Below are 25352 nucleotides of genomic sequence, written 5' to 3' on the forward strand. Positions count from 1 at the left end.
GCCCTGATTGACCCCTGCAACCGGTCAACCGGGCGCGTAGATTCGTGGTCATGAACAGCGAAGCGATGAAGATGAAGCAGCCGACGCAGACGACGCAGACGACGCAGACGACGCAGACGACGCAGACGACCGGGGGACACGAGGTCCTCACCCGCGCCGCCACCGCCGAGACCATCACCGACGGCCCCGGCAGCACCATCACCCTGCTCACCGACACCGCCGAACTCACCTGCAACACGGCCGCCTTCGAGGAGGGCGCGGCCGGCGCCCCGGTGCACTTCCACACCAAGGCGACCGAGTTCTTCCACGTCCTGTCCGGGCGGCTGGACGTCCTCGTCGGCGACGAGGTCCGGACCCTCACCGCCGGCGACTTCCTCTCCGTCCCGCCCGGCACCAAGCACGCCTTCGCGCCGCACCCGGGCCACACCGCCGAGGTGTTCGTCGGCTTCACCCCCGGCATGGGCCGCTTCGACTACTACCGGCTGCTCGGCCGGGTCCGCGCCGGCGAGGCCACCGTCCAGGACATCCTGGACAGCCAGCCGGTGTACGACAACCACTACGCGGAGAGCGACGCCTGGGCCGGCCGCCTGCGCAGCGCCGACGCGTAGACCTCGTCCGCGGCCAGCCTCCGCAGCTCCTCCGAGAGCAGCTCCGCAGTGCTGCGGATCTTCAGGGCCACCTTGCGGTCCGGGCTGCCCGGCAGGATCAGGGAGGCCAGGGCGCCGTCGGGGCGGTTCACCCGTATCGGCCCCTGCGCGGTGTCCAGCCGGACCCCGGTGATCACCGGCCCGTCCGTGACGATCCGCTCCACCGGCACCGCCAGCCGGTCCTCCAGCCAGCGCGCCAGGAGCTCGGCGCTCGGGTTGTCGGCCTCGCTCTCCACCGCTCCACCGGTCACCGGCAGCGGCTTCTGGTCCATCGCCGCCGCCAGCAGCGCCCGCCAGGGCGTCAGCCGGGTCCAGGCGAGGTCGGTGTCGCCGGGGGCGTACGAGGCCCCCCGCGCGTCCAGCACGGCGAGCGGGTCCGCGGCCGCCTCGGCGTCCGTGATCCGGCGCTGTGCCAGCGCGCCCAGCGGATCCCCGGCGGGGTCGGCAGGAGCGTCGACCGGCCACCACGCCACCACGGGGGCGTCCGGCACGAGGAGGGGCAGGACCACGGAGCCCGCCTGGCCGGTGAGCGCCCCGTGCAGCCGCAGCACCACGATCTCCCCGCTCCCGGCGTCCGAGCCGATGCGCAACTCGGCGTCCAGGCGGGTCTGCCGCAGCTTGTGCGAGCCGCGCGAGGTGCGCTTGATCACCGCGATGATGCGGCAGGGGTGCTCGCGCGAGGCCTCGGAGGCCGCGCGGACGGCGTCGTACGCGTTCTCCTCGTCGGTCACGATGACGAGCGTCAGCACCAGGCCCATGGCGGGGCTTCCGATGGCCCGGCGGGCGTCGAGGAGGGCCCGGTCGACCTTGCCGGACGTGGTGTCGGTGAGTTCGGTCCGCATGGCCGCAGTCTGTCAGCGCCCGCGGCACCGGTGTCACCCGACCGTGTGGCCATCCGTCACCTGCGCACCACGGGATCCGCTGCGCCGCGCCCGCCCAGCCCACCACGCCCGCTCCGCCCGCTCCGCCCGCGGCTCATCTCCGGCGCTTCGCCGTGCCGAAGAGCGACCGGGAGATCTCCCGCCCCAGCTGGGTCCCGATCGACCGGGCCAGCGAGCGGAACAGCCCGCTCCCCACCACCTGTTCGGCCAGGGACGGCTCCTGCTCCGCCTTCGGCGTACTGCGCCGCCCCACCGCCGGCCCGGCCGTCCCGGCCCGTTCCGCCTGCTCGGCCGCCTCCGCCGCCGCCTCGGCCTCCGCCGCGGCCGCCTCCGCCGCCGCCTCGGCGGCCGCTTGCTCGGCGCCGATCCGCTCGTACGCCGACTCCCGGTCGACCGGCTGCGCGTACCGCCCGTACAGCGGCGAGGACTTCACCGTCCGTTCCAGGGCCCCCGCCTCCACCGGCCCCATCAGGGACTGCGGGGCCCGCAGCCGCGTCGCCGCCACCGGTGTCGGGGCGCCCGTCTCGCTCAGGACGGTGACCACGGCCTCGCCGGTGCCCAGCCCGGTCAGCAGCTCCTCCAGGTCGTACTCCGAGCGGGGGAAGGTCCGTACCGTCGCCCTGAGCGCCTTCGCGTCGTCGGGGGTGAAGGCGCGCTGCGCGTGCTGCACCCGGTTGCCGAGCTGGCCGAGCACGTCCGCCGGCACGTCCTTGGCGGACTGCGTCACGAAGAAGACGCCGATCCCCTTCGAGCGGATCAGCCGCACCGTCTGCGTGACGGCCTCCAGGAAGGCCTTCGACGCCCCGCTGAACAGCAGGTGCGCCTCGTCGAAGAAGAAGACGAGCTTGGGCTTGTCCAGGTCGCCGGCCTCCGGCAGCCCGCCGTAGAGATCGGCGAGGAGCCACATCAGGAAGGTCGAGAAGAGCTGCGGCCGGTCCTGGACCGCCGGTAGCTCCAGTACGGACACCAGCCCGCGCCCGTCCGGCGCCGTCCGCAGGAACTCGGCGGTGTCGAACTCCGGTTCGCCGAAGAACGCGTCGGCCCCCTGCTGCTCGAACGCGGTCAGCGAGCGCAGGATCACCCCGGCCGTGGCCGAGGACAGCCCGCCGATCCCCTTGAGTTCGGCCTTCCCCCGGTCGGAGACGAGGAAGGCGACGACCGCCCGCAGGTCCTTGAGGTCGACCAGTTCCAGTCCCTTGGCATCGGCGTAGTGGAAGACCAGGCCGAGCGACTGCTCCTGCGTCCGGTTGAGCCCGAGCACCTTCGCCATCAGGACCGGCCCGAAGTCGGTCACCGTGGCCCGCAGCGGAACGCCCGTCCCGATCCCGCCCAGCGCGTAGAACTCGGCGGGGCATCCGCCGGCCCGCCAGTCCTGGCCGACCTCCCCGGCCCGCTGCGCCGTCCGGTCGCTCGGGGCCCCGGGCGCCGAGATCCCCGAGACGTCCCCCTTGATGTCGGCGAGGAAGACCGGCACTCCGGCCGACGACAGCTGCTCGGCGATGAGCTGGAGCGTCTTGGTCTTCCCGGTGCCGGTGGCGCCGGCGACGAGGCCGTGCCGGTTCAGCATCGCGAGGGGGATGCGAATCTGCCGGTCCGGCAGGCAGGTTCCGTCCCAGAGCAGGGCACCCAGGTCGAGCGCGGGTCCGGTGAAGGCGTATCCAGCGGCGATCCGGTCGGCCGGCGACGCGGGGTCGGTGCTCTCGCTCATACGACACTCACTCCCGATATAGCGCTGAATGCCACTTTTGCACCGCCGGTGCGAGGCTGCGCCCGCAGCCACCGGCCCGGTAGGCTTTCCGTGTGATCTTCAAGCGCATCGGAAACGGGCGGCCGTACCCCGACCACGGCAGGGAAACCACCCGGCAGTGGGCGGATGTCGCCCCGCGCCCGGTCCGGCTCGACCAGTTGGTGACGACCAAGGGGCAGCTGGACCTCGAGACGCTGCTCGCCGAGGACTCGACCTTCTACGGAGACCTCTTCGCGCACGTCGTGAAGTGGCAGGGCGACCTGTACCTGGAGGACGGGCTGCACCGCGCCGTGCGCGCGGCCCTGCAGCAGCGCCAGGTGCTGCACGCGCGCGTCCTCGAAATGGACTGACGCCCCGGCAGGCACCCGCCGCACACCGGTGCCGGTGCCGACACCCGGCCGCCGGAACCGGCCCGCCCGAACCCGGCGCGGCACGCCGCTCTGTCGGCACGCCCCTGCGCGGCCCCGCACGGCCCGACATGGCCCGAAAACTCCCACTACGGGGCCATTTTGCGCGAATTGCGCCTTTCGGGTCGGTCTTGCCCTATCAACAGATCATTTGGTGGGCATCCACCCCGGCTGGTATTACGCTGCGCCCATGAGCATGCTCACTCCCCCCGGCATGGGCGGAAAGTACCGCGTCACGGGGACGGCCTACCCCCGTCTGGGTCGACCTCGGCGCCGCCGCAGGATCGTCTTCACCGTGCTGGGCGCGGTCCTCGGTCTCGCCGTGCTGGCCTACGGATCACTGCAGCTCATCCACGTGTTCCGCGGCGACGGTGACGGCCAGGGCAAGCTCCGCACCACCGCCGGCGGGAACTGCCCGAGCGCCGAGCCGAAGCCGGGGGCAGCAGCCGCCAGCGCCGCCCCGGCGGTCGTGCTCCCGAAGCCCGGCGACATCACGGTCAACGTGTACAACGCCACGCAGCGCGCGGGACTCGCGAAGGCCGTCGGTGACGAGCTGAAGAAGCGCGGCTTCACCGTCGGTCAGGTCGGCAACGCCCCCGCCGACTTCGACAAGAAGGTCCCCGGAACCGGGATACTGCTCGGCTCCGCGAAGACCGACAAGGCGGTCTACTCCGTCCTCGGCACGCAGATCGAGGGCGACACCCTGCAGAACGACGCCCGCGAGGGCGCCGACGTCGACCTGATTCTCGGCGACGCCTTCACGCAGCTCAGCCCGCAGGAGGCCGCGGACAAGGAACTGGCCCTGCTGGCCAACCCGCAGCCCGCGCCCGCCGCCACCTGCTGACGCCGACCGGGGCGTGGAAACGCCCTCGCGCCCCGCGCCCCGGTCTCACCACGCCAGGACCGCCGTCCTGCGGCGGTTACTCCGCCGAGCCGTACATGCGGTCGCCCGCGTCGCCCAGCCCCGGCACGATGTAGCCGTGCTCGTTGAGCCGCTCGTCCACGGCGGCCGTCACCACCGTCACCGGCGTGCCCGCGAGCTCGCGCTCCATGACCTCGACGCCCTCCGGCGCGGCCAGCAGCACCACGGCCGTCACGTCGTCGGCGCCGCGCTTGATCAGCTCCTGGATCGCCGCGACCAGCGTGCCGCCCGTGGCCAGCATCGGGTCGACCACGTAGACCTGGCGCCCGGAGAGGTCCTCCGGCATGCGCGTCGCGTACGTGGAGGCCTCCAGGGTCTCCTCGTTGCGGACCATGCCCAGGAAGCCCACCTCGGCGGTCGGCAGCAGCCGCACCATGCCGTCCAGCATGCCGAGGCCGGCGCGCAGGATCGGCACGACCAGCGGGCGCGGGTGCGAGAGCTTCACGCCGGTGGTCGGGGCCACCGGGGTCTCGATGTCCGACTGCTCGGTGCGCACGTCCCGGGTGGCCTCGTACGCGAGGAGCGTCACCAGCTCGTCGGCGAGGCGGCGGAAGGTGGGGGAGTCGGTGCGCTTGTCGCGCAGAGTGGTCAGCTTGTGCGCCACCAACGGGTGATCGACGACCTGCAAACGCACAACATCCTCCAAGGCTCAAGAGTCGGGTTTCGACCTGCGACCTGCAAAAAACGGCCGCAACGTTTTGCGCGACCCACACCCGAAAGGCTACGCGGTGCACGCACCCCCGTGCGCCCGAACGGCCCGCCGCGCCCGGCAGTACGTCCCCCGCCGCGCCCGGCCGTGCTCCCCCGTGCGCACGCGCGCCCCTGGGATGCGGCCCGCGCCCGCGCCCAGCACGCTGGACGGGTGAGCAGCAGCGCACCGGTGATCGCGGCCGTCGACGGATCCGAGCACAGCCTGCGGGCCCTGGAGTGGGCCCGGCAGGCCGCCCTGCGGCACGGGACCGGCCTCCTCGTCGCCCATGTGCTGCCCGACGAGTCCCAGCTGTACACGGCCCGCCGCCAGGCGCTTTCCGACCCTGCCGCCCCGGAGACGTACGCCGATCCGGTGGCCGGGCGGATCCGGGACCTGCTCGCCGAGGCCCCCGAACTGCCGGCGGAGGTGCACTACGAGGCCCTCACCGGCTCCGTCCCGGAAGCTCTGCGGGTGATCGGCTCCGAGGCCCGGATGCTGGTCATGGGATCCCGTGGGCGCGGCGGCTTCACGGCCCTGCTGCTCGGCTCGAACAGCCACGCCGTGGCCGCGACCGCCCGCTGCCCGGTGGTGGTCGTCCCGCACGAGACGCGGGACGAGGAGGCCGTCGGTACGGATCCCTCCGCCGGCCGGGTGGTGCTCGGGCTGCACGCCTCCGAGACCCCGGACGACGTCCTGGCCTTCGCCTTCACGGAGGCCGCCGCGCGGGGGACCACCGTCCAGGTGGTCTCCGCGTACGCCATCCCGCCGACGCCCCTCGTGATGGTCGACACCCCGTTCGCCGTACTCACCCCGGAAGGGCTCGCCGACGGTGCGGACGCCGTGCCCGCCGAGCGGGAGATGCTGCGCGCCCAGACGGAGCGGCTGGCCCCGTTCCGGGAGCGCTGGCCCGGCGTGCCCGTCGCCCAGGCCGCCGTGCCCGGGGACGCGGCGGGCCGCCTCGTCGACGCCTCGCGCGCCGCGGCCCTCGTCGTGGTGGGCCGCCACCACCCGCGCCGCACCATCCGCAACGTGGCGATCGGCTCGGTGGCGCACGCCGTCCTGCACCACGCGCACGGTCCGGTGGCCGTCGTCCCCACCCTCTCGGACGACGCCTGACCTGCAAGGGGGTGGCATCAATCGGCCCGACCGGGGGAAGGTGGGGGTGCGGGGGGTCTGCTTCGCACCGGCGGAGGAGGACGACGACCGGACCAGCCGGGGTGGGTGGTGGCCGATGCCCGACACGCAGCCGAGACGAGACGACCGCGGCGGCGAGGACGGCGCGCCGGAAACGGCGGCGCAGCGCAGAGCGCGGCGCGCGCAGTTCCTGCGCGACCTGATGGAAGCGCGGGCCCTGCGCGACCGCGTCCAGCCGCGCCGGGCGCGCGCGGCCCGCATGCGCCAGCAGATGCGCATGCGCACGTTCCGCTGGTGACGGACGCCGCCGCTGCCGCGTGGGCGGCGCCCCGCGTGGCAGCGGCGCGCCGCGCCGGAGCCACGCGCACGGGCGACGGCCGGTCGGCGGTACGCCCCGTACGCCCGGGCAGCCGCTCCGCCGCCGCTCCGCCGGGCCGTACGCCCGTGAGCCACGGGTGGCCTGCGGGCCGTCCGGTACCCGCCACCGCACGCGGCACGGCACGACGCAAGCGCGGAAGACCTCTCGCAAAGCCGCTGTTTCTGCCACGATGCCGATTGGGCGGGGCACGAAACGGCGAGCAGGGCGGCCGTTCCAACCCTTCCCACCTCCGGCCGGGGGGACCTCCAACCGGCACGCCTATGACCAGTGGGAGAGTCACGGTGTATTTCGCCGCACTGCTCGCGCGCACCGAAGACGGGTGGGAAGCGAGCGACATGGAACTCGACGACGTCGAGTCCCTCAGTGATCTGATCGATCTCGCCCGTGCCGCCGCTGTCGACGACGACACGGTGGTCGCCCTCATCGAGCAGGAGGACGCCTGGTTCGGCGTCGTCCGCGTGGACGGCGAGGAGGACCCGCGGTACTTCGTGTCGAACGCCGCACTGGCCTCCCGCAGCTCCTACGGCTCGATGCTGACCGACGAGCTGCTGGGCAGCGACGAGGAGGACGACGAACTCGACGAACTGGACCTGGACGGCACCGAGGACGGCGAGGAGGACAGGATCGCCGCGTTCGAGGACGCGGACGACGACGCCGAGGAAGCGGCAGCGGGCGCCGAACCCGTGCCGGCCGGACCGCTCGGCGACCCCCGGCTGCTGGACGACCTCGGGGTGAGCCACAAGGAACTGATGGCCCTCGACGGGGACGCCCTCTCGGAGATCGCCGATTCGCTCGGCGCGACCGAGGTGCTGGAGGCCGTCCGCTAGTGATCGCCGAGCACCACCCCACGCACGGCCCCGATCCCGTACGGGACCCGTGGCGGGACTCCATGCGCCTGGCGCTCCAGGAGGCCGCCCGGGCGGTGCCGGCCGGCGACGTGCCGGTCGGCGCCGTCGTGCTGGGCCCGGACGGGGACCTCCTCGCCTCCGGGCACAACGAACGCGAAGCCACCGGGGACCCGACGGCGCACGCCGAGGTACTGGCACTGCGCCGGGCCGCCGCCCGGGTCGGGGAATGGCGCCTTCCGGGGTGCACCCTCGTGGTGACCCTGGAGCCGTGCGTGATGTGCGCCGGGGCACTCGTACAGGCCCGGGTGGCCCGGGTCGTCTACGGTGCCGGGGACGACAAGGCGGGCGCCGCGGGATCCCTGTGGGACCTCGTACGGGACCGCAGGCTCAACCACCGTCCGGAGGTCATCCGCGGGGTGCTCGCCGAGGAGTGCGCCCAGCAGCTGACGGACTTCTTCCGGCAGCTGTGACGACCCGCTGCGCGGGGCGTCGCGGCGGCCGCTCGGCGGGCCGCGGGGATACCGATTTCGGAACTGGGGCGTCCTTGGGCTAGGATCTCTCTCGGTAGCGTGTCCGAGTGGCCGAAGGAGCTCGCCTCGAAAGCGAGTATGGGGCAACCCATCGGGGGTTCAAATCCCTCCGCTACCGCTCCGATCGAGAGCCTCGTCCCGCAAGGGCCGGGGCTCTCGGCGGTTTCCGGCCGGAACCGGGACCGCCACCGAGGACGGCGCGCGCCGGGCGCCGAGCGACGGGCGACTGACGACGGCGACGGCGACGGGCGGTCACGCGATCGCCGCGTCCGCGCGCACTCCGGCCGGCGGGCGTTCGCCCCGCTACTCCGACCGGCTTGCGTTCCCCACGGGTACTCCGACCGGTGAGCGCGCCCCGGGCCTGCGTGACCGGCCGCCCGCTCGGCCGTTGTCACGGCATGACCAAGACCCAGCGCATGCTCGCCGCCATCGCCCTCGCGGGGGCCGCCGCGGGCCTCGCCGCACCCGCCGCCTCCGCCGCCCCCGCGGCCCCGCTCACCCTGCCCGACCTGCCGCAGGCGGCCCCGGGCATGCCGGAGGGGGCCGTGCCCGGTTCCGTCCAGGAGATCGGCGCCAAGCTCAACGACCTGAACCAGCTCAACCAGCTGATGACGCTGCCGGACCAGCTCGCGCCGGTGATCGCGCCCGTGGAGCCCGTCCTCGGCCTCCTCGGCGGCATCGAGTAGCTCCGGCCGCCGCACGCGCAGCAGGCCCCGACCGGAGCCGGGGCCTGCTGCGCGCGGGACGAGGGAATCGCTGTCGGGGGACGAGCGGCTCCCCCGGCGCGGACAGGGCCGGCATGTCCGGGCCGCAGTCAGGGGGAAGCGTGCGGCCCGGACCCCGCAGCGGGGCCCTGTCCCTCACCCACCGGTTTCCTGCCAGAACCGGTGGGGTCCCTCCCATCCTGCCCGCGCCCGCGGCGCGCGGGCAGTGGCAAAGGGCCCGGAACGGAGGGTCATTGGTCCATAAAGTCCGGGTGAGTGCCCTCATGCGACCGGTTAGACTCACCCGACTTCGCAGGACCGGTTGGGGAGGCCGACACCGCTCATGGAGACCAAAAAGATGATCACGGGAGGGCTCGTGGTGTTCGTGCTCTTCGTGATCATCACCCAGCCGGTGAAGGCGGCCGACATCGTCAAAATAGGCTTCCAGGGAATCTCCGACGCCGCTCACGGCATAGGTGCGTTCATGACCGAACTGGTGAGCTGAACCCGTACGCCGATGCGGTTTCCGGACTAACCGGCCCCCCACTCCGACGGGTGGGGGGTTTTGCGTTCCCCGCCCTCGTGACACTCCCACCCAGAACGCCCCATTATGCCCAACTTGCCCTCAACACGGTGATATACGGTGCTTGCACACAGTGCACATGTCTTGTGATGCTATGACCGCTTTTGACGGATGAGTTGACTTGAAGGGGTGGCGTGACCGTGTCGGCCAGTACGGCGCCTCAGGTGCCGCCCCAGCAGGACGCCCCGGAGGAGCCGCCTGCGCCCGCGAGACCGCAGAGCCGGGGTGCGGACACCCGGGCCCTCACCCAGGTCCTGTTCGGGCAGCTGAAGGGCCTACAGCCGGGCAGCAGCGAGCACAACCGGGTACGCGGGGCCCTCATCGAGGCCAACCTCCCGCTCGTGCGGTACGCGGCCGCCCGTTTCCGCAGCCGGAACGAGCCCATGGAGGACGTGGTCCAGGTCGGCACGATCGGCCTGATCAACGCGATCGACCGGTTCGACCCGGACCGGGGCGTGCAGTTCCCCACCTTCGCCATGCCGACCGTGGTCGGCGAGATCAAACGGTACTTCCGCGACAACGTGCGCACCGTCCACGTACCGCGCCGGCTCCACGAGCTGTGGGTCCAGGTGAACGCGGCCACCGAGGACCTCACCACCCTGCACGGGCGCACCCCCACCACGCACGAGATCGCCGAGCGGCTGCGGATCAGCGAGGAGGAGGTGCTGTCCTGCATCGAGGCCGGGCGCAGCTACCACGCGACCTCGCTGGAGGCCGCCCAGGAGGGCGACGGCCTGCCCGGGCTGCTGGACCGGCTCGGCTACGAGGACCCCGAGCTGGCCGGGGTCGAGCACCGCGACCTCGTACGCCACCTTCTCGTACAGCTGCCGGAGCGCGAACAGCGGATCCTCCTGCTGCGGTACTACAGCAATTTGACGCAGTCACAGATCAGTGCCGAGCTCGGCGTCTCCCAGATGCACGTGTCGCGCCTGCTCGCCCGGAGCTTCGCCCGGCTCCGGTCCGCAAACAGGATCGAGGCGTAACCGGATCGGGTGGACATCGCCGCACGGTTTCCCGACAGAACCGGCTCATTCCGCTCTATCGCTGGAGTTATATGTCGACTTGGCGCTACAGCGCGTTGCCGACATGTGACATTCTGCTGGAACCGCGTTTGCCGCAGCCCCGGCTCCGGTATTCAGGTGGAGGCTGCGTTCCTCTGACGGACGCGCCGTACGCGACCGTCCGCGACCTCAAGGGGGTGGCATGTCCGCAGAACAGGGCAGCTCCAAGGTGCTCACGCTCGTCAAGAGCGAGGCGCCGGCCGTGTCCGAGCAGTCGGAAGCCATCGACACCCGCACCCTCTCCCGCTCCCTCTTCCAGCGTCTCGCCGCCCTGGACGCGGACAGCCCCGAACGGGCGTACGTGCGCGACACCCTGATCGAGCTGAACCTGCCCCTCGTGCGGTACGCGGCCGCCCGCTTCCGCAGCCGCAACGAGCCCATGGAGGACATCGTCCAGGTCGGCACGATCGGCCTGATCAAGGCGATCGACCGGTTCGACTGCGACCGCGGGGTCGAGTTCCCAACCTTCGCCATGCCGACGGTCGTGGGCGAGATCAAGCGGTTCTTCCGGGACACCTCCTGGTCCGTGCGCGTCCCGCGCCGCCTCCAGGAGCTGCGCCTCGCGCTCACCAAGGCCAGCGACGAGCTCGCCCAGAAGCTCGACCGGTCGCCGACCGTGCCCGAACTCGCCGCGGTGCTGGGGGTGTCGGAGGAGGACGTGGTCGACGGGCTCGCCGTCGGCAACGCCTACACCGCCTCCTCGCTCGACTCGCCCTCGCCCGAGGACGAGGGCGGCGACGGCTCCCTCGCGGACCGCCTCGGCTACGAGGACACCGCGCTCGAAGGCGTCGAGTACCGCGAGTCGTTGAAGCCGCTGCTCGCCAAACTCCCCGCCCGGGAGCGGCAGATCATCATGCTGCGATTTTTCGCCAACATGACGCAGTCGCAGATCGGCGAGGAGGTCGGCATCTCGCAGATGCACGTCTCCCGCCTGCTGACCCGCACCCTCGCGCAGCTGCGCGTCGGCCTGATCGGCGACTAGCCCCCGGAACGGTCCCGGAACGGTCCCGGAGCAGGACCGGAGGGACCGGAACCGGCAACCGGAAACCGGCCCTGCGGCAGGGGTTCCGATTTGACGCGCCGTCAGCAACACTGCGGCGATGCGACCGGGACGACGTCGCAGGGCCGCGCTGCTCGCCGCCCTGTCCATCTGCACGGCCGCCGCAGGCCTGACGGGCTGCGGCGGTGCCGCACGCGACGGCCACACCACCGCAGGAGCCGTGGCCCCGGGCCCCGAGCGGCGCCCCGGCGACAACGTGGCCCCGCCGGGACCGGTGGAGTTCCAGCAGCTCGGCGACCCGGCCGCAGCGGGCGGCTCCGCCCCCTCCGCCGGTACGCCGCCCACCTCCCCGGATGCGCAGACCCCGGCCGGCTCCGGCCGGAGCGGAGCCACGGCCTCCCCGAGCGGCATCCCCACCCCGGCCCCCGGCACCCCGCCGGGCGGCCATGACCCCACCGCACCCGGCACCCCGGGCATCCCCGGACCCCCCGGCCCCGCGCCAGGAGCACCGGGAGCCCCGGGGACACCGCCGGGGCCCACGCCGCCCGGGACCCCGCCCCCGCCCGCGACCACTCCGGCGAACCTGGTGCTGACGGCTCCGGTGCGGGCACCGGCGGCGTACCGCTGGTGCGAGCGCGTGACGGTGGGGATCACCAACACCGGTACCACGGCGTCCCGTTCGGGCACGATCCGGTTCGAGACGCACATCATCGGCGCCCTCGGCATCGACTGGGCCACCGTCACCACCACCCAGGCGCTCCCGGCACCCCTGGCCGGCGGGGAGGCGCGGACGCAGGCCTACACCGTGTGCGTCGAGTCCTGGCGGGTCCCGCTGGGCATGCACGTGGAGACCCGCAGGGTCACGGCCGGCTGGAACTGACCTCGTGGCCGGCGTCCGGGGCCGGTGAGGTGTGGTTTGAAGCCATGGCCCAGGACCCTAGCGGGCTTTCCGATTCCTTTACCGCCTCCTTCCCCAGATTCGTTTGCTTGTAGCAACCAATCTCTCTACGGTTGCCTGAAGCAACGAAATGGAGGGGACCCGTGACCCCGCACGCGGCCGCGGACCACAGCACCCGCTACGAGGAGCTGGCCCGCCGGCTCACCGGGGTCGGCGCGGTCAAGCGGGAACTCGCCCGTCACCTCCCCCCGGACTGCCCGCCGGCCTCCGCGGCCGTCCTCACCCTGATCGACCGCCACGGCGAGATGCGGCTCAGCCGGCTGGCCGACCTCCTGGCGATCGACATCTCCGTCACCAGCCGCCACGTCGCCCATGTCGCCGACCGCGGGTGGATCACGCGCGACGCCGACCCCGGCGACGGCCGCTGCCGCATCCTGCGGCTCACCCCGGCCGGCTCCGCGCTCCTGGCCGAGGCCTCCGCCCGGTACACCTTCGCGCTGGAACAGGCCCTGGCCGACTGGTCCGCGCACGACATCGACGTACTCAACAGCCTGCTGGCCCGGCTCCGGTCGAGCTTCCGGACGGTCGAGCTCCCAGACGAAGGAACCCCATGACCACCACCACACCCTCCGGTGTGCGGGGAGGCGAACTGCCGCAGACCTCCTCCGGCGACACGTCCGCATCGTCCCCCGCGCCGATGACCCACCCGCAGATCATGAAGGCGCTGTCCGGGCTGATGCTCGGCATGTTCGTGGCGATCCTGTCGTCCACGATCGTCTCCAACGCCCTGCCCCAGATCATCAGCGACCTCGGCGGCACCCAGTCCTCGTACACCTGGGTCGTCACCGCGACCCTGCTGTCGATGACGGCGGCAACCCCGCTCTGGGGCAAGCTGTCCGACCTCTTCAGCAAGAAGCTGCTGGTCCAGGCCTCGCTGGTCATCTACGTGCTCGGCTCCGTCGTCGCGGGCATGGCGCAGAACACCGAAACCCTCATCGCCTGCCGCGTGGTCCAGGGCATCGGCGTCGGCGGCCTGTCCGCGCTCGCCCAGATCGTGATGGCCGCGCTGGTCTCCCCGCGCGAGCGCGGCCGCTACAGCGGCTACCTCGGCGCGGTCTTCGCCGTCGCCACCGTCGGCGGCCCGCTGCTCGGCGGTGTCATCACCGACACCGAGTGGCTGGGCTGGCGCTGGTGCTTCTACGTGGGCGTGCCCTTCGCCGTCATCGCCCTGATCGTCCTGCAGAAGACGCTCCGCCTGCCGGTGGTCCGCCGCGACGTCAAGGTCGACTGGCTGGGAGCCCTCCTGATCAGCGGCGCCGTCGCGCTGCTGCTGATCTGGGTCACGCAGGCCGGCGACTCCTACGCCTGGATCTCCCGGACGACACTGGCCATGACCGGCGGCGCCGTCGGCCTCGGCCTGCTCTTCCTCCTCGTCGAGTCCCGCGCGAGCGACCCGATCATCCCGCTGCGCCTGTTCCGCAACAAGACCATCAGCCTCGCCTCCGCGGCCTCGCTGTTCGTCGGCATCGCGATGTTCTCGGGCACGGTGTTCTTCAGCCAGTTCTTCCAGCTGGCCCGCGGCGAGTCCCCGACGATGTCCGGAATCCTCACCATCCCGATGATCGGCGGGCTCTTCGTCTCCTCGACCGTCTCCGGCCAGGTGATCACCAAGACCGGCAGGTGGAAGGCCTGGCTCGTCTCCGGCGGCGTGCTCCTGACCGCCGGCCTGGGGCTGCTGGGCACCCTGCGCCACGACACCCCGTACTGGCACATCTCCGGATGCATGGCACTGACCGGTCTCGGCCTCGGCATGATGATGCAGAACCTGGTCCTCGCCACACAGAACCAGGTGGCCCCCGAGGACCTCGGCGCGGCCAGCTCCGTCGTCACCTTCTTCCGCTCGCTCGGCGGCGCCGTGGGCGTCTCGGCGCTCGGCGCGGTGATGGCCCACCACGTCACCCGGTACGTCCAGGAGGGGCTGGCCGCCCTGGGACCCAAGGCGGCCGCACTGGGCCACGGCGGCACCGCCGGCGGCGGGATCCCCGACCTCGACACGCTGCCCGCGCCGCTGCGCGAGGTCGTCGAGTCCGCCTACGGGCACGGCGTCGGCGACGTGTTCCGTTACGCCGCGCCCTCGGCGCTCCTCGCGCTGCTCCTGGTGGTCTTCATCAAGGAGGTCGCCCTGAAGTCGAAGCCGTCGGTGCACGCCCCGGCCGCCTCTTCCGAGGAGTAGCCCCACACCCTCGGGTCCGGGCCGGCGGCTACGGGGCAGGGCGGCTACGGGACCGGCTCGGCGGCGGCCTTCGCCTCGATCCCCGCGATCAGCACGTCGAGGGCGAGGCCGAAGTCCCCGTCGGGCACCCTCCGGGAGGTGCCCCCGCAGCCGTGCAGGAACTGCCACACCGCCAGATGGGCGCCGGTCCGGCCCGAATCCGCCAGGCCGGTGGCATCGAGCAGCCGCTGCAGGGCGGCGTCGAAGGCGCGGGCGTGCGGCCCGATGTTCGGGTACGCGGCCGCCAGCGGCCCCACCCAGGGGTGGTCCGCCAACAGCCGGCGGTATCCGCAGGCCAGCAGCCGCAGCCGGCCGGGCCACCCCTCGCGCGCCGCGTCCGCGGGCCCGCCGGGCGGCAGCGGGAGTTCGCCCAGGGCCCGGTCCAAGGCGAGTTCGAGGAGGTCGTGCTTGGTGTCGACGTACCAGTAGAGGGACATCGCGGCGACCCCGAGCGCGGACGCGAGCCGCCGCATGGAGAACCGGGCCAGCCCCTCGGTGTCGAGCAGCCGCACCGTAGCGGCCGTGATCCGCTCCCGGTCGAGCCCGAACGCGCCCTCACCGCTGCGGCGTCTGGCGGGTGCGGCGGGACGGACGGACAGCCACACGCTGGTCCGGGTGTTGCCGGGATCGGCCGCGGTCGCCATGGAGGCACCCTCCTCACAACAGCTGGATCAGCCCGGAATGCCCGGTCCGTCCCCTTGATGCTAGAGGGTGCCCCTCGCCTTCGGGCTCGTTCAGGAAGGGGCGGACGTGGCACTCAGGGGAGCGGTCAGGTCGTAGAAGGCCGCCCCGCCGATGGTGACGGACCGGAAGTTCGCCTTCACCCAGGTCTCGATCGCGCTGCTGGTGGAGCCGCCCGGGCCGCCGCGCATGACCGGCCCCTCGCCGCCCGTGCCGGCCGGGCCACCGCCGTCGCCACCGCCCGGGCCGTCGCCCGAGGCGATGAAGTAGTGGACCTTGCCGGCCTTCACGTACGCCTGGAACGCGGCGAGCGTCGGCGACGGGTCGCTGCCGTTGAACCCACCGATCGGCATCACCGGCTCACCCGAGGCGAGTTGGTAGCTCGCGGCGTTCTGCGCACCGATGGCAGCAGCCGCCCACGTGTACCGGCCCGCGTCCTCGCGCAGCGCGGCCGTGGCCTCCTTGCTCACCTTGGTACCGCCCAGGAGGCCTCCCATGCCTCCGCCGCCCGGGGCACCCGGGGCACCCAGCGCACCCGGAGCGGCCGGCATACCGCCGGTGCCCTGCCCGCCACGGCCGCCCCGTCCGGCGCCGCCGTCCTCGGTGTTCCGGCCGTCCTGGCCGTCCTGGCCGTCCTGGCTGTCGGGGAGGACCGGGCCGCCGGGGAAGGCCTGGCCGCCGTCCGGCTGGCCCTGCGGAGCGCCCTGGAGGCCGCCTTGGGGCGCGTTCCCGGGGCCGGCCTGCGCGCCTGGCGGCGCAGCGCCCTGCGGTCCGCCGCCGAAGCCGCCCAGCGCGCCCCCGCCCGGCGGGACTTCACCGCGGCCGAAGCGCATGCGCATCCCGGCGGTCCCGCCGCGCACCGCGGGACCGGCCGTCACGATCGAGCCGCTGTGCCCGGACTCCACCGTGGTCAGGCAGTAGGCGAGGGGTCCGGCCAGAGCCGCGCCCAGGCCCAGCGCGGCCGCACCGAGCGCGGCCCGGCGGCCGAGCCGCGCCCCGGCGAGCAGTCCGGCGGCCGCGGCCAGCCCGGCCACGAGCACGGCCCAGCGCAGCCACGGCAGGTACTCGGGGGAGCGTCCGAGCAGGACGTACGACCACCAGGCGGTCAGCGCGAGGGTGCCGGACAGGGTGAGCGCGGCGGGCGTGCTGCCCCGCTCCTCCCACAGCAGGGCCACGCCCATGCCGACGAGCGCAGCCACGAACGGGGCCAGCGCCACGGTGTAGTACTCGTGGAAGATGCCCTGCATCCAGCTGAACACCGCGGCGGTGATCAGCAGCGCGCCGCCCCAGGTCAGGAAGGCCGCGCGGGCCATGCCCTCGATCGTGTCGGCGGCCCGGCCGGCCCGCCAGGTGATCACCAGCCCGGCGACCAGCATGATCAGGGCCGCTGGGAGCATCCAGGAGACCTGACCGCCGATGTTCGCGGAGAACAGTCGGTCGATGCCGGTCTCCCCCCAGCCGCCGCCTCCGCCGCCGGGGCGTCCGCCGCCGCCGACGCTGCCGGTCTCGTTGCCGTTGATCCGGCCGAGGCCGTTGTAGCCGAGGGTCAGCTCCAGGAAGGAGTTGGTCTGCGAGCCGCCGATGTACGGGCGCGAGGACGCGGGCCACAGCTCGACGATCGCCACCCACCAGCCGCCGGCCGCGACCATCGCGGCCCCCGCGAGCAGCAGCTGGCCCAGTCTGCGGCGCAGCCGGGTGGGCGCGCAGAAGGCGTACACGAGGGCCAGCGGCGGCAGGATGACGAAGGCCTGGAGCGTCTTCGTCAGGAAGGCGAAGCCGATCGCCGTGCCCGCCCCGACCAGCCAGGCGGTGCGTGCGCCGTCGAGGGCGCGCAGGACGCAGTGGACGGTGACGGTGAGCAGCAGGGTCAGCAGCGCGTCCGGGTTGTTGAAGCGGAACATCAGCGCCGCGACCGGGGTGAGGGCGAAGACGGTGCCGCTGACGAGCGCCGCCGCGGGGCCGAAGTGGCGGCGTACGGCCGCGTACAGCACGGCGGTGGTGGCGACGCCCATCAGGGCCTGCGGGACGAGGATCTGCCAGCTGCCCAGCCCGAACAGTCGGACGGACAGGGCCATCGGCCACAGGGCGGCCGGGGGTTTGTCCACGGTGATGGAGTTCCCGGCGTCGGAGGAGCCGAAGAAGAAGGCCTTCCAGCTCTCGCTGCCGGCCTGGGCGGCGGCGGAGTAGAAGGAGTTGGCGTAGCCGGAGGCGCTGAGGTTCCACAGCAGCAGGGCGGCGGTGGCCAGCAGCAGGGCGGCGAGGGCGGGGAGCTCCCAGCGGGGGCGGGGCAGGGCCGCGAGGCGGGCACCGGAGCCGAGATCGGGATCTGCGCCGGTCGCACGGGCGGCGCGGTGCGGGGCAGCGGCCCGTTCGGGGAACGGGGAGCCCATGGGCGGTACGGCGGTGGTCATCGGATGTCGTCCTTGGCAGCAGGGGTGCGCCGTTCGGGGAAGACCCAGGCGCGGAAGAGCAGGAACCGCAGTACGGTCGCGGCGAGGTTGGCGGTGATCAGCACGGCCAGTTCGGTGCCGTGACCGGGATCGGCCGTCGCCGCCCCGAGGGCGGCCAGCGAGCCGCTGGTCAGGGCGAGACCCACGGCGAACACGACGAGGCCCTGGGCCTGGTGGCGCACGGCCTGGGCGCGGCCGCGGACGCCGAAGGTGAGGCGGCGGTTGGCGGCGGTGTTGGCGACGGCGGACAGCAGCAGTGCGGCCGCGTTGGCGAGCTGCGGCCCGGTCCCGAGCCGGAACAGGGAGTACAGCGCGAGGTAGCAGAGGGTGGACAGCACCCCGACCGTGCAGAAGCCCAGCAGCTGGCGGGCCAGCCCGCGCGGCACCCCGGGCAGGGCGCTGTGGTCGCGCGGGTCGTCGCCGAAGGGTCGGGCGAGCCGGTCGAGCGGCAGGGTGCCGAGGGCCAGGGCGCGGCCCACCCGCCAGACTCCCTTGAGGTCCTCCACCGCGGTCCGGACGATGTGGACGGTGGAGTCCGGGTCGTCCACCCAGTCGACCGGCACCTCGTGGATCCGCAGCCCGGCCCGCTCGGCGAGGACCAGCATCTCGGTGTCGAAGAACCAGCCCGTGTCCTGTACGAGCGGCAGCAGCCGCTCGGCGACCTCCCTGCGGATGGCCTTGAACCCGCACTGGGCGTCGCTGAAGCGGGCCGCGAGGGAGGAGCGCAGCAGCAGGTTGTAGGCGCGGGAGACGAACTCCCGCTTGGCGCCGCGCACCACGCGCGAGGAACGGGCCAGCCGGGTGCCGATGGCGAGGTCGGAGTGGCCCGAGATCAGCGGGGCGACCAGCGGCAGCACCGCGTTGAGGTCGGTGGACAGGTCGACGTCCATGTACGCGAGGACGGGGGCCTCGGAGCGGGACCAGACGGTGCGCAGGGCACGGCCGCGGCCCTTTTCCTCCAGCCGGGTGCTGCGGACCCCGTCGAGGCCGGCGGCCAGGCCGGCCGCCACCTCGGGGGTGCGGTCGGTGCTCGCGTTGTCGGCGACCGTGATGCGGAAGGGGTACGGGAAGGTGCGGGTGAGGTGGTCATGGAGCCGGCGTACGCACGGGCCCAGGTCCTTCTCCTCGTTGAAGACCGGGATCACCACGTCGAGTACCGGCTCGCCGGGCACGGGCGCGAGGGGCGCCCGTGCCGGGAGGGCGCCGGTGGAGGTGTCGGTTGGCATGGTCCCAGCCTCGCGACGCGGGCTGTCACCGCTGTGTGGTGAGCCTGTGCCCTGTCTGTGAGTCCGCCGCCGGGCGGGTCGCGGCAGCGCGCCCGAGGACGTACACCGGGAAGTCCGCCGGCGTGCCCGCGGGGGACGTCTCCGGGGCGAGCGGGAGCCGGACTTCGAAGCAGGTCCGGCCCGGCTCGCTCCGTACGCCGACGTGTCCGCCGTGCGCGGTGACCACGGCCTCGACGATGGCGAGCCCCAGGCCGGTGGAGCCGGCTGCCCGCGAACGGGAGGCGTCGCCGCGCGCGAACCGCTCGAAGATGTGCGGGAGCAGTGCGGGCGGGATGCCGGGGCCGTCGTCCGTGATGCTCAGCCGGACGGCCGTTGTTTCACGTGAAACACGGGCGGTGACGGTGGTGCCGGGCGGGGTGTGGGTGCGGGCGTTGGCGAGCAGGTTGACCAGCACCTGCTGGAGCCGGGCCGCGTCGGCGCGGACGGGCGCGGGCTCGTCGGGAAGGTCGAGCCGCCAGTGGTGGTCGGGGCCGGCCGCCCGGGCATCGCTGACGGCGTCGACGACGAGTGGGGCCAGGTCGGTGTCGGTCAGGGAGAGGGCCCGGCCCGCGTCGAGCCGGGCGAGCAGCAGCAGGTCCTCGACGAGGCCGGTCATGCGTGTCGCCTCGGACTCGATACGGCCCAGGGCGTGCCGGGTGTCGGGGCCGGGCTCCTCCCGTCCCCGGCGGGTCAGCTCGGCATACCCCCGGATGGAGGCCAGGGGGGTGCGCAGCTCATGGCTGGCATCGGCGACGAACTGCCGGACCCGCATCTCGCTCTGCTGGCGGGCGGTGAGGGCGGAGGAGACGTGCCCCAGCATCCGGTTGAGGGCGGCGCCGACCTGGCCGACCTCCGTCCTCGGGTCGGCCTCGGCTTCGGGGACGCGCTCGTGCAGGACGGGTTCGCCGCTGTGCAGGGGCAGTTCGGAGACCCGGGTGGCGGTGGCCGCGACCCGGTGGAGCGGGCGCAGGGCGACTCCCACCAGGGCCTGTCCGGCGAGGGAGGCCGCGATCAGCCCGGCCAGGGTGACGCAGACCTCGACCGCGATCAGCCTGCTCACGGTGGAGTCGACCTCGGTGAGCGGGTAGCCGAGGGCCAGGGCCCCGTCGGGGGAGGCTAGGACCCGGTAGGTGCCGAGGCCCGGCAGCTCCAGGTCGGCGGGTCCGGTCCGGCCGCGGTGTGCCGCGGCCTTGCGGGCGGCTCCGGCGAGGGCGTCGGACTGGGCCGGGGTGAGCTGCTGGCGGTGGTCGTACCCCGGCCCGCCGAGCGCGACGAGGCGGCAGCCGGTGACCGTGCCGTCGTCCGCGATCCGGATCCCCGCGGCTCCCAGCGGGGTGCCGGGGGCGACGACGAAGCCGAGGTTGTTCTCGGCGAGGGGCTTCCCGCCGGGGGCCCGCAGGTTGGCCATGTCGACGGAGGTGCTCAGCTGCTGGTCGACCTTGGTGACGAGGTACTCGCGCAGCGCGAGGGTGGTCACGGCGCCGATGGCGGCGCCCACGACGGCGATCAGCAGCACCGCGGAGGCCACGAGGCGGGCCCGCAGGGACCAGGAGCGGGGGCGCCGGAGCCGCTGCGGGCGGAGGGGCGACGGCGCCACTAGTCGGCCGGCTTGATCAGGTAGCCGGCCCCGCGCCGGGTGTGGATCACCGCCGGCAGGCCGGGGCCGCTCTCCAGCTTCCGCCGCAAGTAGGAGATGTACAGCTCGACGACGTTGGCCTGGCCGCCGAAGTCGTACGACCACACCCGGTCCAGGATCTGGGCCTTGCTCAGCACCCGTCGCGGGTTGCGCATCAGGTAGCGCAGCAGCTCGAACTCGGTGGCGGTCAGATGGATCTCCTGGCCGTCCCGGGACACCTCGTGGCTGTCCTCGTCGAGCAGCAGGTCGCCGACGACGAGGACGGAACCGCCGCGCGCGGCCTGCGCCGCCCCCGAGCGGCGGACGAGGCCGCGCAGCCGGGCCACGACCTCTTCCAGGCTGAACGGCTTGGTGACGTAGTCGTCGCCGCCCGCCGTCAGCCCGGCGATCCGGTCCTCGACCGAGTCCTTGGCGGTCAGGAACAGCACCGGGATCTGCGGGATGGCGCGGCGCAGCTGCCCGAGGACGGCGAGGCCGTCCATGTCGGGCAGCATGACGTCGAGGACCACCACGTCGGGGCGGAATTCCCGGGCGGCGCGCACCGCGCCCGCCCCGTCTCCCGCGGTGCGGACCTCGCAGCCCTCGTAACGCAGGGCCATGGAGAGCAGTTCGGAGAGCGCGGCCTCGTCGTCGACGACGAGCACCCTGCAGGGCCCGCCGTCGGGGCGGACGAGGGCGGCGTGGCTGCCGGTGGACGTGGACGCGGGGGAGGTGGTCGTCGCAGTCATGCGACCACGCTGGCGGCACCCTCTGAGAGCGTTCTTGCGCCTGTCTGTGAATTTCCTGAGAAACGGGCCGCTCCCCGGAAACACCCTGCTCAGTCCAGGCCGAACAGCCGGGCCCCGTTGTCGTGGCAGACGGCTCGCAGCCAGTCGTCGCCCAGGTCCAGCCGCTCCAGGGCGGCGAGCTGGTGCTCGTACGGATAGGGGATGTTGGGGAAGTCGGTGCCGAGCAGGATCCGGTCACCGAGGTCCGCGAGCCGTCCGAGCTCCCGGGCGGGGAAGGTGCTGAACTGCTCCGAGAAGTCGGTGAAGGCCATGGTGGTGTCGAGGCGCACCCGCTCGTACCGCTCGACGAGGTCGAGGAACTCCCCGTACTCGGGCATCCCCATGTGCGCGATGACCAGCGCCAGCCGGGGGTATCGGGCGAGGACGGCGGCGATGGGCCCTGGGCCGGTGTGCTTGCCGGGTACCGGTCCCGAGCCGCAGTGGACCACGATCGGGATGCCGGCCTCGGCGAGCAGCCCCCAGACCGGGTCGAGCAGCTCGTCCCCGGGGTCGTAGCCGCCGACCTGGAGGTGCGCCTTGAAGATCCGCGCTCCCGCGTCGACGGCCCGGCGGACGTACGCGGCGGCCGGGTCCTCGGGGAAGAAGGTCGCGGTGTGCAGGCAGTCGGGGGTGCGGGCGGCGAAGTCGGCGGACCAGGAGTTGAGCCACGCCGCCATCTGCGGCTTGTGCGGGTACAGCATGGCGGTGAAGGCCCGGACCCCGAACTCCCGCAGCAGCGCGACCCGCTGCTCCTCCTCGTGCCGGTAGGTGATGGGCCAGGCGACGCCGGTCAGCGGCCCGACCGCGTCGAAGTAGTCCCACACCTTGTCCAGGACCCGCTCGGGCATGAAGTGCGTGTGGACGTCGACCAGTCCGGGCAGGCCGAGCCGCTCCCGGAAGGCGCGGACCGCCTCAGCCGTTGCGCTCAAAGCCATGGCTCCGCTCCACGCTCCCGATGTGCAGGGTGTAGCTCTCGTACCACTCGGCGCGGCCCCGCTTCATGGCCGCCTGGTGTTCGAGGTCCTGCCGCCACCGGGCGAGTGCCTCGTGGTCGCGGAAGTAGCCGACGGTGATGCCGAGGCCGCCGGGGGTGCGGGCGGACTCGTAGCCGAGGAAACCGGGGATCTCGCGGACGAGCTCGTCCATCCGGGCGGAGGTCTCCGGGTAGCCGGTGTCGTCGGCAGTACGGACGGAACTGAAGACCGCCATCAGGTACGGCGGTTCGAAGGCGGGTACGGGTGTGATGGTCATGAGCACACCCTCGGCGGCGGCTCGGCGCGATGTCCACCGGAATCCGGCCCGGACGGCCAACGGGATCCAAGATTTGACCTTGGGGGGCGTTCGGGCGGGCGCCGGGCCCGGAGGGCGGCGGCCTCAGAAGAGCCCGTCCTGGCCGGCTGCGGTGCCGGGAGGGAGGGCGGCGGCCGTCGGCACGTCGGTCGTCCGACCGGCGGCGGGGACGACGAGTTCCCAGCCGGCCAGCAGACGGGTGTCGACGACGAGCCCGTCGGCCAGGTGCAGATCGGGGCCGGCCGCTGCGGCGAGCAGGCCGACGACGGCGCCGCCGGGAGTCATCTCGGTGGCCACCCGATTCGGGGCGGGCAGCCCGGCCAGCCCGAACGGCCCGGCATGGTCGGTGATTTCGCATGCCAGCGGCTCCAGCGACGACGGCCATCCCGGCAGGCCGGCCGCCCTGGCGTGCAGTGCCTCGACCTCCCGGGCCCGGTCAGCCGGGGCCGGGAGTGCGGCCCGGGCCGCGCGCTTGCGGGCGTACGGGATCCGGTCGGGCACGCCGAGGGCGGCGCGCAGCAGTTCTTCGGTGCGCCGGCTGGCCATCAGCGGGCCGCGGCCGAGCCAGGCCCAGGTCACCGCCCCCTGCTCCAGGAGCCGGGCGGCGCCGCGTTCCTCGGCGGTGATGCCGACCTTGACCATGCCCGGCCCGAACCAGGCCAGGTAGACGCGATAGGTGCGCGGGTCCGCGGCGTTGGTGTCGGCGGCCACCGAGAACGACCGGTCGAGGCGGGCGCATTCGGGGCACTGGGCGCTCGTGGCCCGGCCCGGGACGCGGGCGGCCGTGGGGCACGGGGTCCGCTTGCCGGCGCGGCGCACGCCGAGGCAGATCCGCTCCCCCTGCGCGGCGAAGGCGAGGGGCCGGCCGTGGGCGAGCGGGCTGATCCGCTCCCCGCGCCCTTCCGCGTACCAGCCGATGGCCGGATGGCCGCCGGTCCACCGGATCCCGGTGCACCGCCAGGTCACAGCGGGAGGGGCCGCTCGAAGAAGGTCTCCAGGACGACGGTGGCGTGCGTGCCGCTGACCCCGTCGATGGCGTACAGCCGGCGCAGCACGTTCTGGAGCTGCTCGGTGGTGGCGGTGCGCACCTTCACCAGGACCGAGGCGCTGCCTGCGATGACGTGGGCCTCCTGGATCTCGGCGATCGCCTCGAAGGCGCCGGCGGAGTCCCCCATCCAGGCGTTGGCGTCGACCATCACGTAGGCGAGCACCCCGCTGTCCACAGCAGCCGGGTCCACGTCGACGGTGGTCCGCCGGATGACCCCGCGCTCGCGGAGCTTGCGCACGCGCTCGTGGGCGGCCCCGGCGGAGAGGCCGACGGCGGCGCCGAGAGCGGCGTACGACCGGCCCGCGTCCTGCTGGAGGCTCCGGACGAGCGCCCGGTCGATGTCGTCCACGCGGTCTTCCTCCCTTGTCGGGCAATCCCTTGCATCGACAGTACATGATCATGCAATCTGCCCACGAACCCGAATGCCATTCGGTGAATCACCCACAAGGGGGGACTGTGTCATCCATTGCCGACGTCAGCCTGTACGAGATTCTGGACGAGCGCTTCCGCACCGGGCGCTGCGCCAACGGCGACGCCCGCCTCGAACGGCTCCACGACGACTGCCGCTGGGCGGAGGGCCCGCTGTACCTGCCGGCCTGGCGGCAGGTGGTGTGGAGCGACATCCCCAACGACCGGATGCTGCGCTGGGACGAGGTGACGGGCGCGGTCTCGGTCTTCCGCTCCCCGGCCGGACACCCGAACGGCAACACCCTGGACCGCGAGGGGCGTCTGATCACCTGCGAGCAGGGCAACCGGCGCATCACCCGGACCGAACCGGACGGCAGCATCACCGTCGTCGCGGACCGCTTCGAGGGCAAGCGGCTCAACAGCCCGAACGACGCCGTGGTGCGCTCGGACGGCTCGATCTGGTTCTCGGACCCGGACTTCGGCATCACCAGCGACTACGAGGGCGTGCGCGCGCCGTCCGAGATCGGCGCCTGCAACCTCTACCGCGCGGACCCGGCGACCGGCGAGGTGCGGATCGTCGCGGACGGGTTCCGCGGTCCGAACGGCGTCGTGTTCTCGCCCGACGAGAGCGAGCTGTACGCGGCGGACACCGCGGCCGGCCACATCCGCGCGTTCAAGGTGCGCGAGGACGGCACGCTCAGTGGCGACCGCGTCTTCGCCGAGTGCCGCCCGGTGGACAACATCCGCTTCGACGACGAAGGCCGGCTGTGGGTGGCGGCCATGGAGGAGGGCGTGCACTGCTACGCCCAGGACGGCGCTCTGATCGGCCGGATCCGCGTCCCCGAGCCCGTCTCGAACATCGCCTTCGGCGGCCCGAAGAACAACCGCCTCTTCATCACCGCCACGACCTCGCTGTACTCCCTGGTCCTGTCGGTGACGGGCCTCCCCCGCGTCCGGTAGTCCCCGCCCGGCCCGCACCCGCCCAACGCAAGAGGCCCCCCGGTGAACCTTGGGTTCTAACGGTCCTCGCAACACCCGCGATCTGTGGGAGTTGCGAGGACCGTGGGCGTTGAGCGTGATGATCTTGCCCGGTTGCGGGAGCA

Annotated in this window: 27 protein-coding genes and 1 tRNA gene; 16 read left to right on the top strand and 12 right to left on the bottom strand. The window is 73.2% G+C overall.

The genetic code is table 11. The features are described 5' to 3' along the window. Nucleotides 1-50 precede the first annotated feature (50 nt). Nucleotides 51-608 (top strand): cupin domain-containing protein, encoded by a 558-nt coding sequence (locus ACFVGY_RS24545; protein ID WP_385680761.1) that lies wholly within the window; start codon nt 51-53, stop codon nt 606-608. On the opposite strand, the gene opcA is transcribed toward ACFVGY_RS24545, so the two are convergent. Further along, nucleotides 557-1489, bottom strand: a complete 933-nt coding sequence (gene opcA, locus ACFVGY_RS24550; protein ID WP_385680763.1) for a glucose-6-phosphate dehydrogenase assembly protein OpcA — start codon at nt 1487-1489, stop codon at nt 557-559. The two genes, ACFVGY_RS24545 and opcA, sit on opposite strands and share 52 nt — an antisense overlap. Nucleotides 1490-1622: 133 nt before the next feature. Beyond that, the gene (locus ACFVGY_RS24555) at nt 1623-3236 is read right to left on the bottom strand and encodes a helicase HerA-like domain-containing protein (RefSeq protein ID WP_385680764.1); all 1614 of its coding nucleotides are present in this window, start codon (nt 3234-3236) and stop codon (nt 1623-1625) included. 92 nt (nt 3237-3328) lie between these two features. Here ACFVGY_RS24555 and ACFVGY_RS24560 point away from each other — a divergent pair, with 92 nt between their 5' ends. Both ACFVGY_RS24560 and ACFVGY_RS24565 read left to right on the top strand, forming a co-directional pair. Further along, nucleotides 3329-3625, top strand: coding sequence for a type II toxin-antitoxin system VapB family antitoxin (locus ACFVGY_RS24560; protein ID WP_114058229.1), 297 nt, complete (start codon nt 3329-3331; stop codon nt 3623-3625). 247 nt (nt 3626-3872) lie between these two features. Then, nucleotides 3873-4526 carry a LytR C-terminal domain-containing protein gene (locus tag ACFVGY_RS24565; RefSeq protein ID WP_385680766.1) on the top strand — a complete coding sequence of 218 codons (654 nt, stop codon included), beginning with the start codon at nt 3873-3875 and terminating at the stop codon, nt 4524-4526. Nucleotides 4527-4602: 76 nt separating this feature from the next. Here the strand turns inward: ACFVGY_RS24565 and upp are convergent, their stop codons facing one another. Further along, nucleotides 4603-5238, bottom strand: coding sequence for a uracil phosphoribosyltransferase (upp, locus tag ACFVGY_RS24570; protein WP_114058231.1), 636 nt, complete (start codon nt 5236-5238; stop codon nt 4603-4605). A gap of 228 nt (nt 5239-5466) precedes the next feature. On the opposite strand from upp, the gene ACFVGY_RS24575 reads away from it, so the two are divergent. From ACFVGY_RS24575 to ACFVGY_RS24630, 12 genes are all read left to right on the top strand, one after another. Next, nucleotides 5467-6411, top strand: a complete 945-nt coding sequence (locus ACFVGY_RS24575; protein WP_385680768.1) for a universal stress protein — start codon at nt 5467-5469, stop codon at nt 6409-6411. A gap of 115 nt (nt 6412-6526) precedes the next feature. Continuing rightward, nucleotides 6527-6727, top strand: a complete 201-nt coding sequence (locus ACFVGY_RS24580; protein WP_179177827.1) for a hypothetical protein — start codon at nt 6527-6529, stop codon at nt 6725-6727. 362 nt (nt 6728-7089) lie between these two features. Then, a complete protein-coding gene (locus ACFVGY_RS24585; protein ID WP_385680808.1) occupies nt 7090-7635 on the top strand; it encodes a hypothetical protein in 546 nt (181 codons plus the stop codon). Continuing rightward, a complete protein-coding gene (gene tadA / locus ACFVGY_RS24590; protein ID WP_385680770.1) occupies nt 7635-8126 on the top strand; it encodes a tRNA adenosine(34) deaminase TadA in 492 nt (163 codons plus the stop codon). The genes ACFVGY_RS24585 and tadA overlap by 1 nt, the downstream gene beginning before the upstream one ends. A gap of 93 nt (nt 8127-8219) precedes the next feature. After that, nucleotides 8220-8304 (top strand) — tRNA-Ser (locus ACFVGY_RS24595). 280 nt (nt 8305-8584) lie between these two features. Further along, complete coding sequence (locus ACFVGY_RS24600) at nt 8585-8872, top strand: hypothetical protein (protein ID WP_360621037.1); 288 nt, start codon at nt 8585-8587, stop codon at nt 8870-8872. A 376-nt stretch (nt 8873-9248) separates the two neighbouring features. Next, a complete protein-coding gene (locus ACFVGY_RS24605) occupies nt 9249-9395 on the top strand; it encodes a hypothetical protein (RefSeq protein WP_385680772.1) in 147 nt (48 codons plus the stop codon). 212 nt (nt 9396-9607) lie between these two features. Next, nucleotides 9608-10456 carry an RNA polymerase sigma factor SigF gene (locus ACFVGY_RS24610; RefSeq protein WP_385680774.1) on the top strand — a complete coding sequence of 283 codons (849 nt, stop codon included), beginning with the start codon at nt 9608-9610 and terminating at the stop codon, nt 10454-10456. A gap of 220 nt (nt 10457-10676) precedes the next feature. Continuing rightward, a complete protein-coding gene (locus ACFVGY_RS24615) occupies nt 10677-11516 on the top strand; it encodes an RNA polymerase sigma factor SigF (RefSeq protein ID WP_385680776.1) in 840 nt (279 codons plus the stop codon). Nucleotides 11517-11634: 118 nt separating this feature from the next. Beyond that, entirely contained in the window at nt 11635-12414 is a 780-nt protein-coding gene (locus tag ACFVGY_RS24620; RefSeq protein WP_385680778.1) for a hypothetical protein, read from the top strand. A gap of 161 nt (nt 12415-12575) precedes the next feature. Next, nucleotides 12576-13046: a MarR family winged helix-turn-helix transcriptional regulator gene (locus tag ACFVGY_RS24625; RefSeq protein WP_385680780.1), complete on the top strand. Its 471-nt coding sequence runs from the start codon at nt 12576-12578 to the stop codon at nt 13044-13046. Beyond that, nucleotides 13043-14665, top strand: coding sequence for an MDR family MFS transporter (locus ACFVGY_RS24630; RefSeq protein WP_385680782.1), 1623 nt, complete (start codon nt 13043-13045; stop codon nt 14663-14665). The genes ACFVGY_RS24625 and ACFVGY_RS24630 overlap by 4 nt, the downstream gene beginning before the upstream one ends. 44 nt (nt 14666-14709) lie before the next feature. Here the strand turns inward: ACFVGY_RS24630 and ACFVGY_RS24635 are convergent, their stop codons facing one another. The 9 genes from ACFVGY_RS24635 to ACFVGY_RS24675 all read right to left on the bottom strand — a co-directional run bounded on the left by ACFVGY_RS24635 (nt 14710) and on the right by ACFVGY_RS24675 (nt 24190). Then, on the bottom strand, nt 14710-15348 hold the full coding sequence (locus tag ACFVGY_RS24635) for a TetR/AcrR family transcriptional regulator (protein WP_385680784.1): 639 nt from the start codon (nt 15346-15348) through the stop codon (nt 14710-14712). A gap of 90 nt (nt 15349-15438) precedes the next feature. After that, nucleotides 15439-17796, bottom strand: coding sequence for a glycosyltransferase family 39 protein (locus ACFVGY_RS24640; protein ID WP_385680786.1), 2358 nt, complete (start codon nt 17794-17796; stop codon nt 15439-15441). Beyond that, complete coding sequence (locus ACFVGY_RS24645; protein WP_385680787.1) at nt 17793-19061, bottom strand: glycosyltransferase; 1269 nt, start codon at nt 19059-19061, stop codon at nt 17793-17795. Before ACFVGY_RS24645 ends, ACFVGY_RS24640 begins: the two co-directional genes overlap by 4 nt. A gap of 25 nt (nt 19062-19086) precedes the next feature. Continuing rightward, nucleotides 19087-20697: a sensor histidine kinase gene (locus ACFVGY_RS24650; RefSeq protein WP_385680789.1), complete on the bottom strand. Its 1611-nt coding sequence runs from the start codon at nt 20695-20697 to the stop codon at nt 19087-19089. After that, nucleotides 20697-21464: a response regulator transcription factor gene (locus ACFVGY_RS24655; RefSeq protein ID WP_385680791.1), complete on the bottom strand. Its 768-nt coding sequence runs from the start codon at nt 21462-21464 to the stop codon at nt 20697-20699. Before ACFVGY_RS24655 ends, ACFVGY_RS24650 begins: the two co-directional genes overlap by 1 nt. 89 nt (nt 21465-21553) lie before the next feature. Continuing rightward, entirely contained in the window at nt 21554-22438 is an 885-nt protein-coding gene (locus ACFVGY_RS24660) for an amidohydrolase family protein (RefSeq protein WP_385680792.1), read from the bottom strand. Then, nucleotides 22416-22754 (bottom strand): antibiotic biosynthesis monooxygenase family protein, encoded by a 339-nt coding sequence (locus ACFVGY_RS24665; protein WP_385680794.1) that lies wholly within the window; start codon nt 22752-22754, stop codon nt 22416-22418. Before ACFVGY_RS24665 ends, ACFVGY_RS24660 begins: the two co-directional genes overlap by 23 nt. Nucleotides 22755-22877: 123 nt before the next feature. Continuing rightward, entirely contained in the window at nt 22878-23759 is an 882-nt protein-coding gene (locus tag ACFVGY_RS24670; RefSeq protein ID WP_385680796.1) for a DUF2797 domain-containing protein, read from the bottom strand. Continuing rightward, a complete protein-coding gene (locus tag ACFVGY_RS24675; RefSeq protein WP_385680798.1) occupies nt 23756-24190 on the bottom strand; it encodes an Lrp/AsnC family transcriptional regulator in 435 nt (144 codons plus the stop codon). Before ACFVGY_RS24675 ends, ACFVGY_RS24670 begins: the two co-directional genes overlap by 4 nt. A 107-nt stretch (nt 24191-24297) precedes the next feature. On the opposite strand from ACFVGY_RS24675, the gene ACFVGY_RS24680 reads away from it, so the two are divergent. Then, complete coding sequence (locus tag ACFVGY_RS24680; protein ID WP_385680800.1) at nt 24298-25209, top strand: SMP-30/gluconolactonase/LRE family protein; 912 nt, start codon at nt 24298-24300, stop codon at nt 25207-25209. The last annotated feature ends 143 nt before the right edge of the window (nt 25210-25352 follow it).

Origin of the sequence: Streptomyces sp. NPDC127106 (genome assembly GCF_042677605.1) — a bacterium.
Classification (GTDB): domain Bacteria; phylum Actinomycetota; class Actinomycetes; order Streptomycetales; family Streptomycetaceae; genus Streptomyces.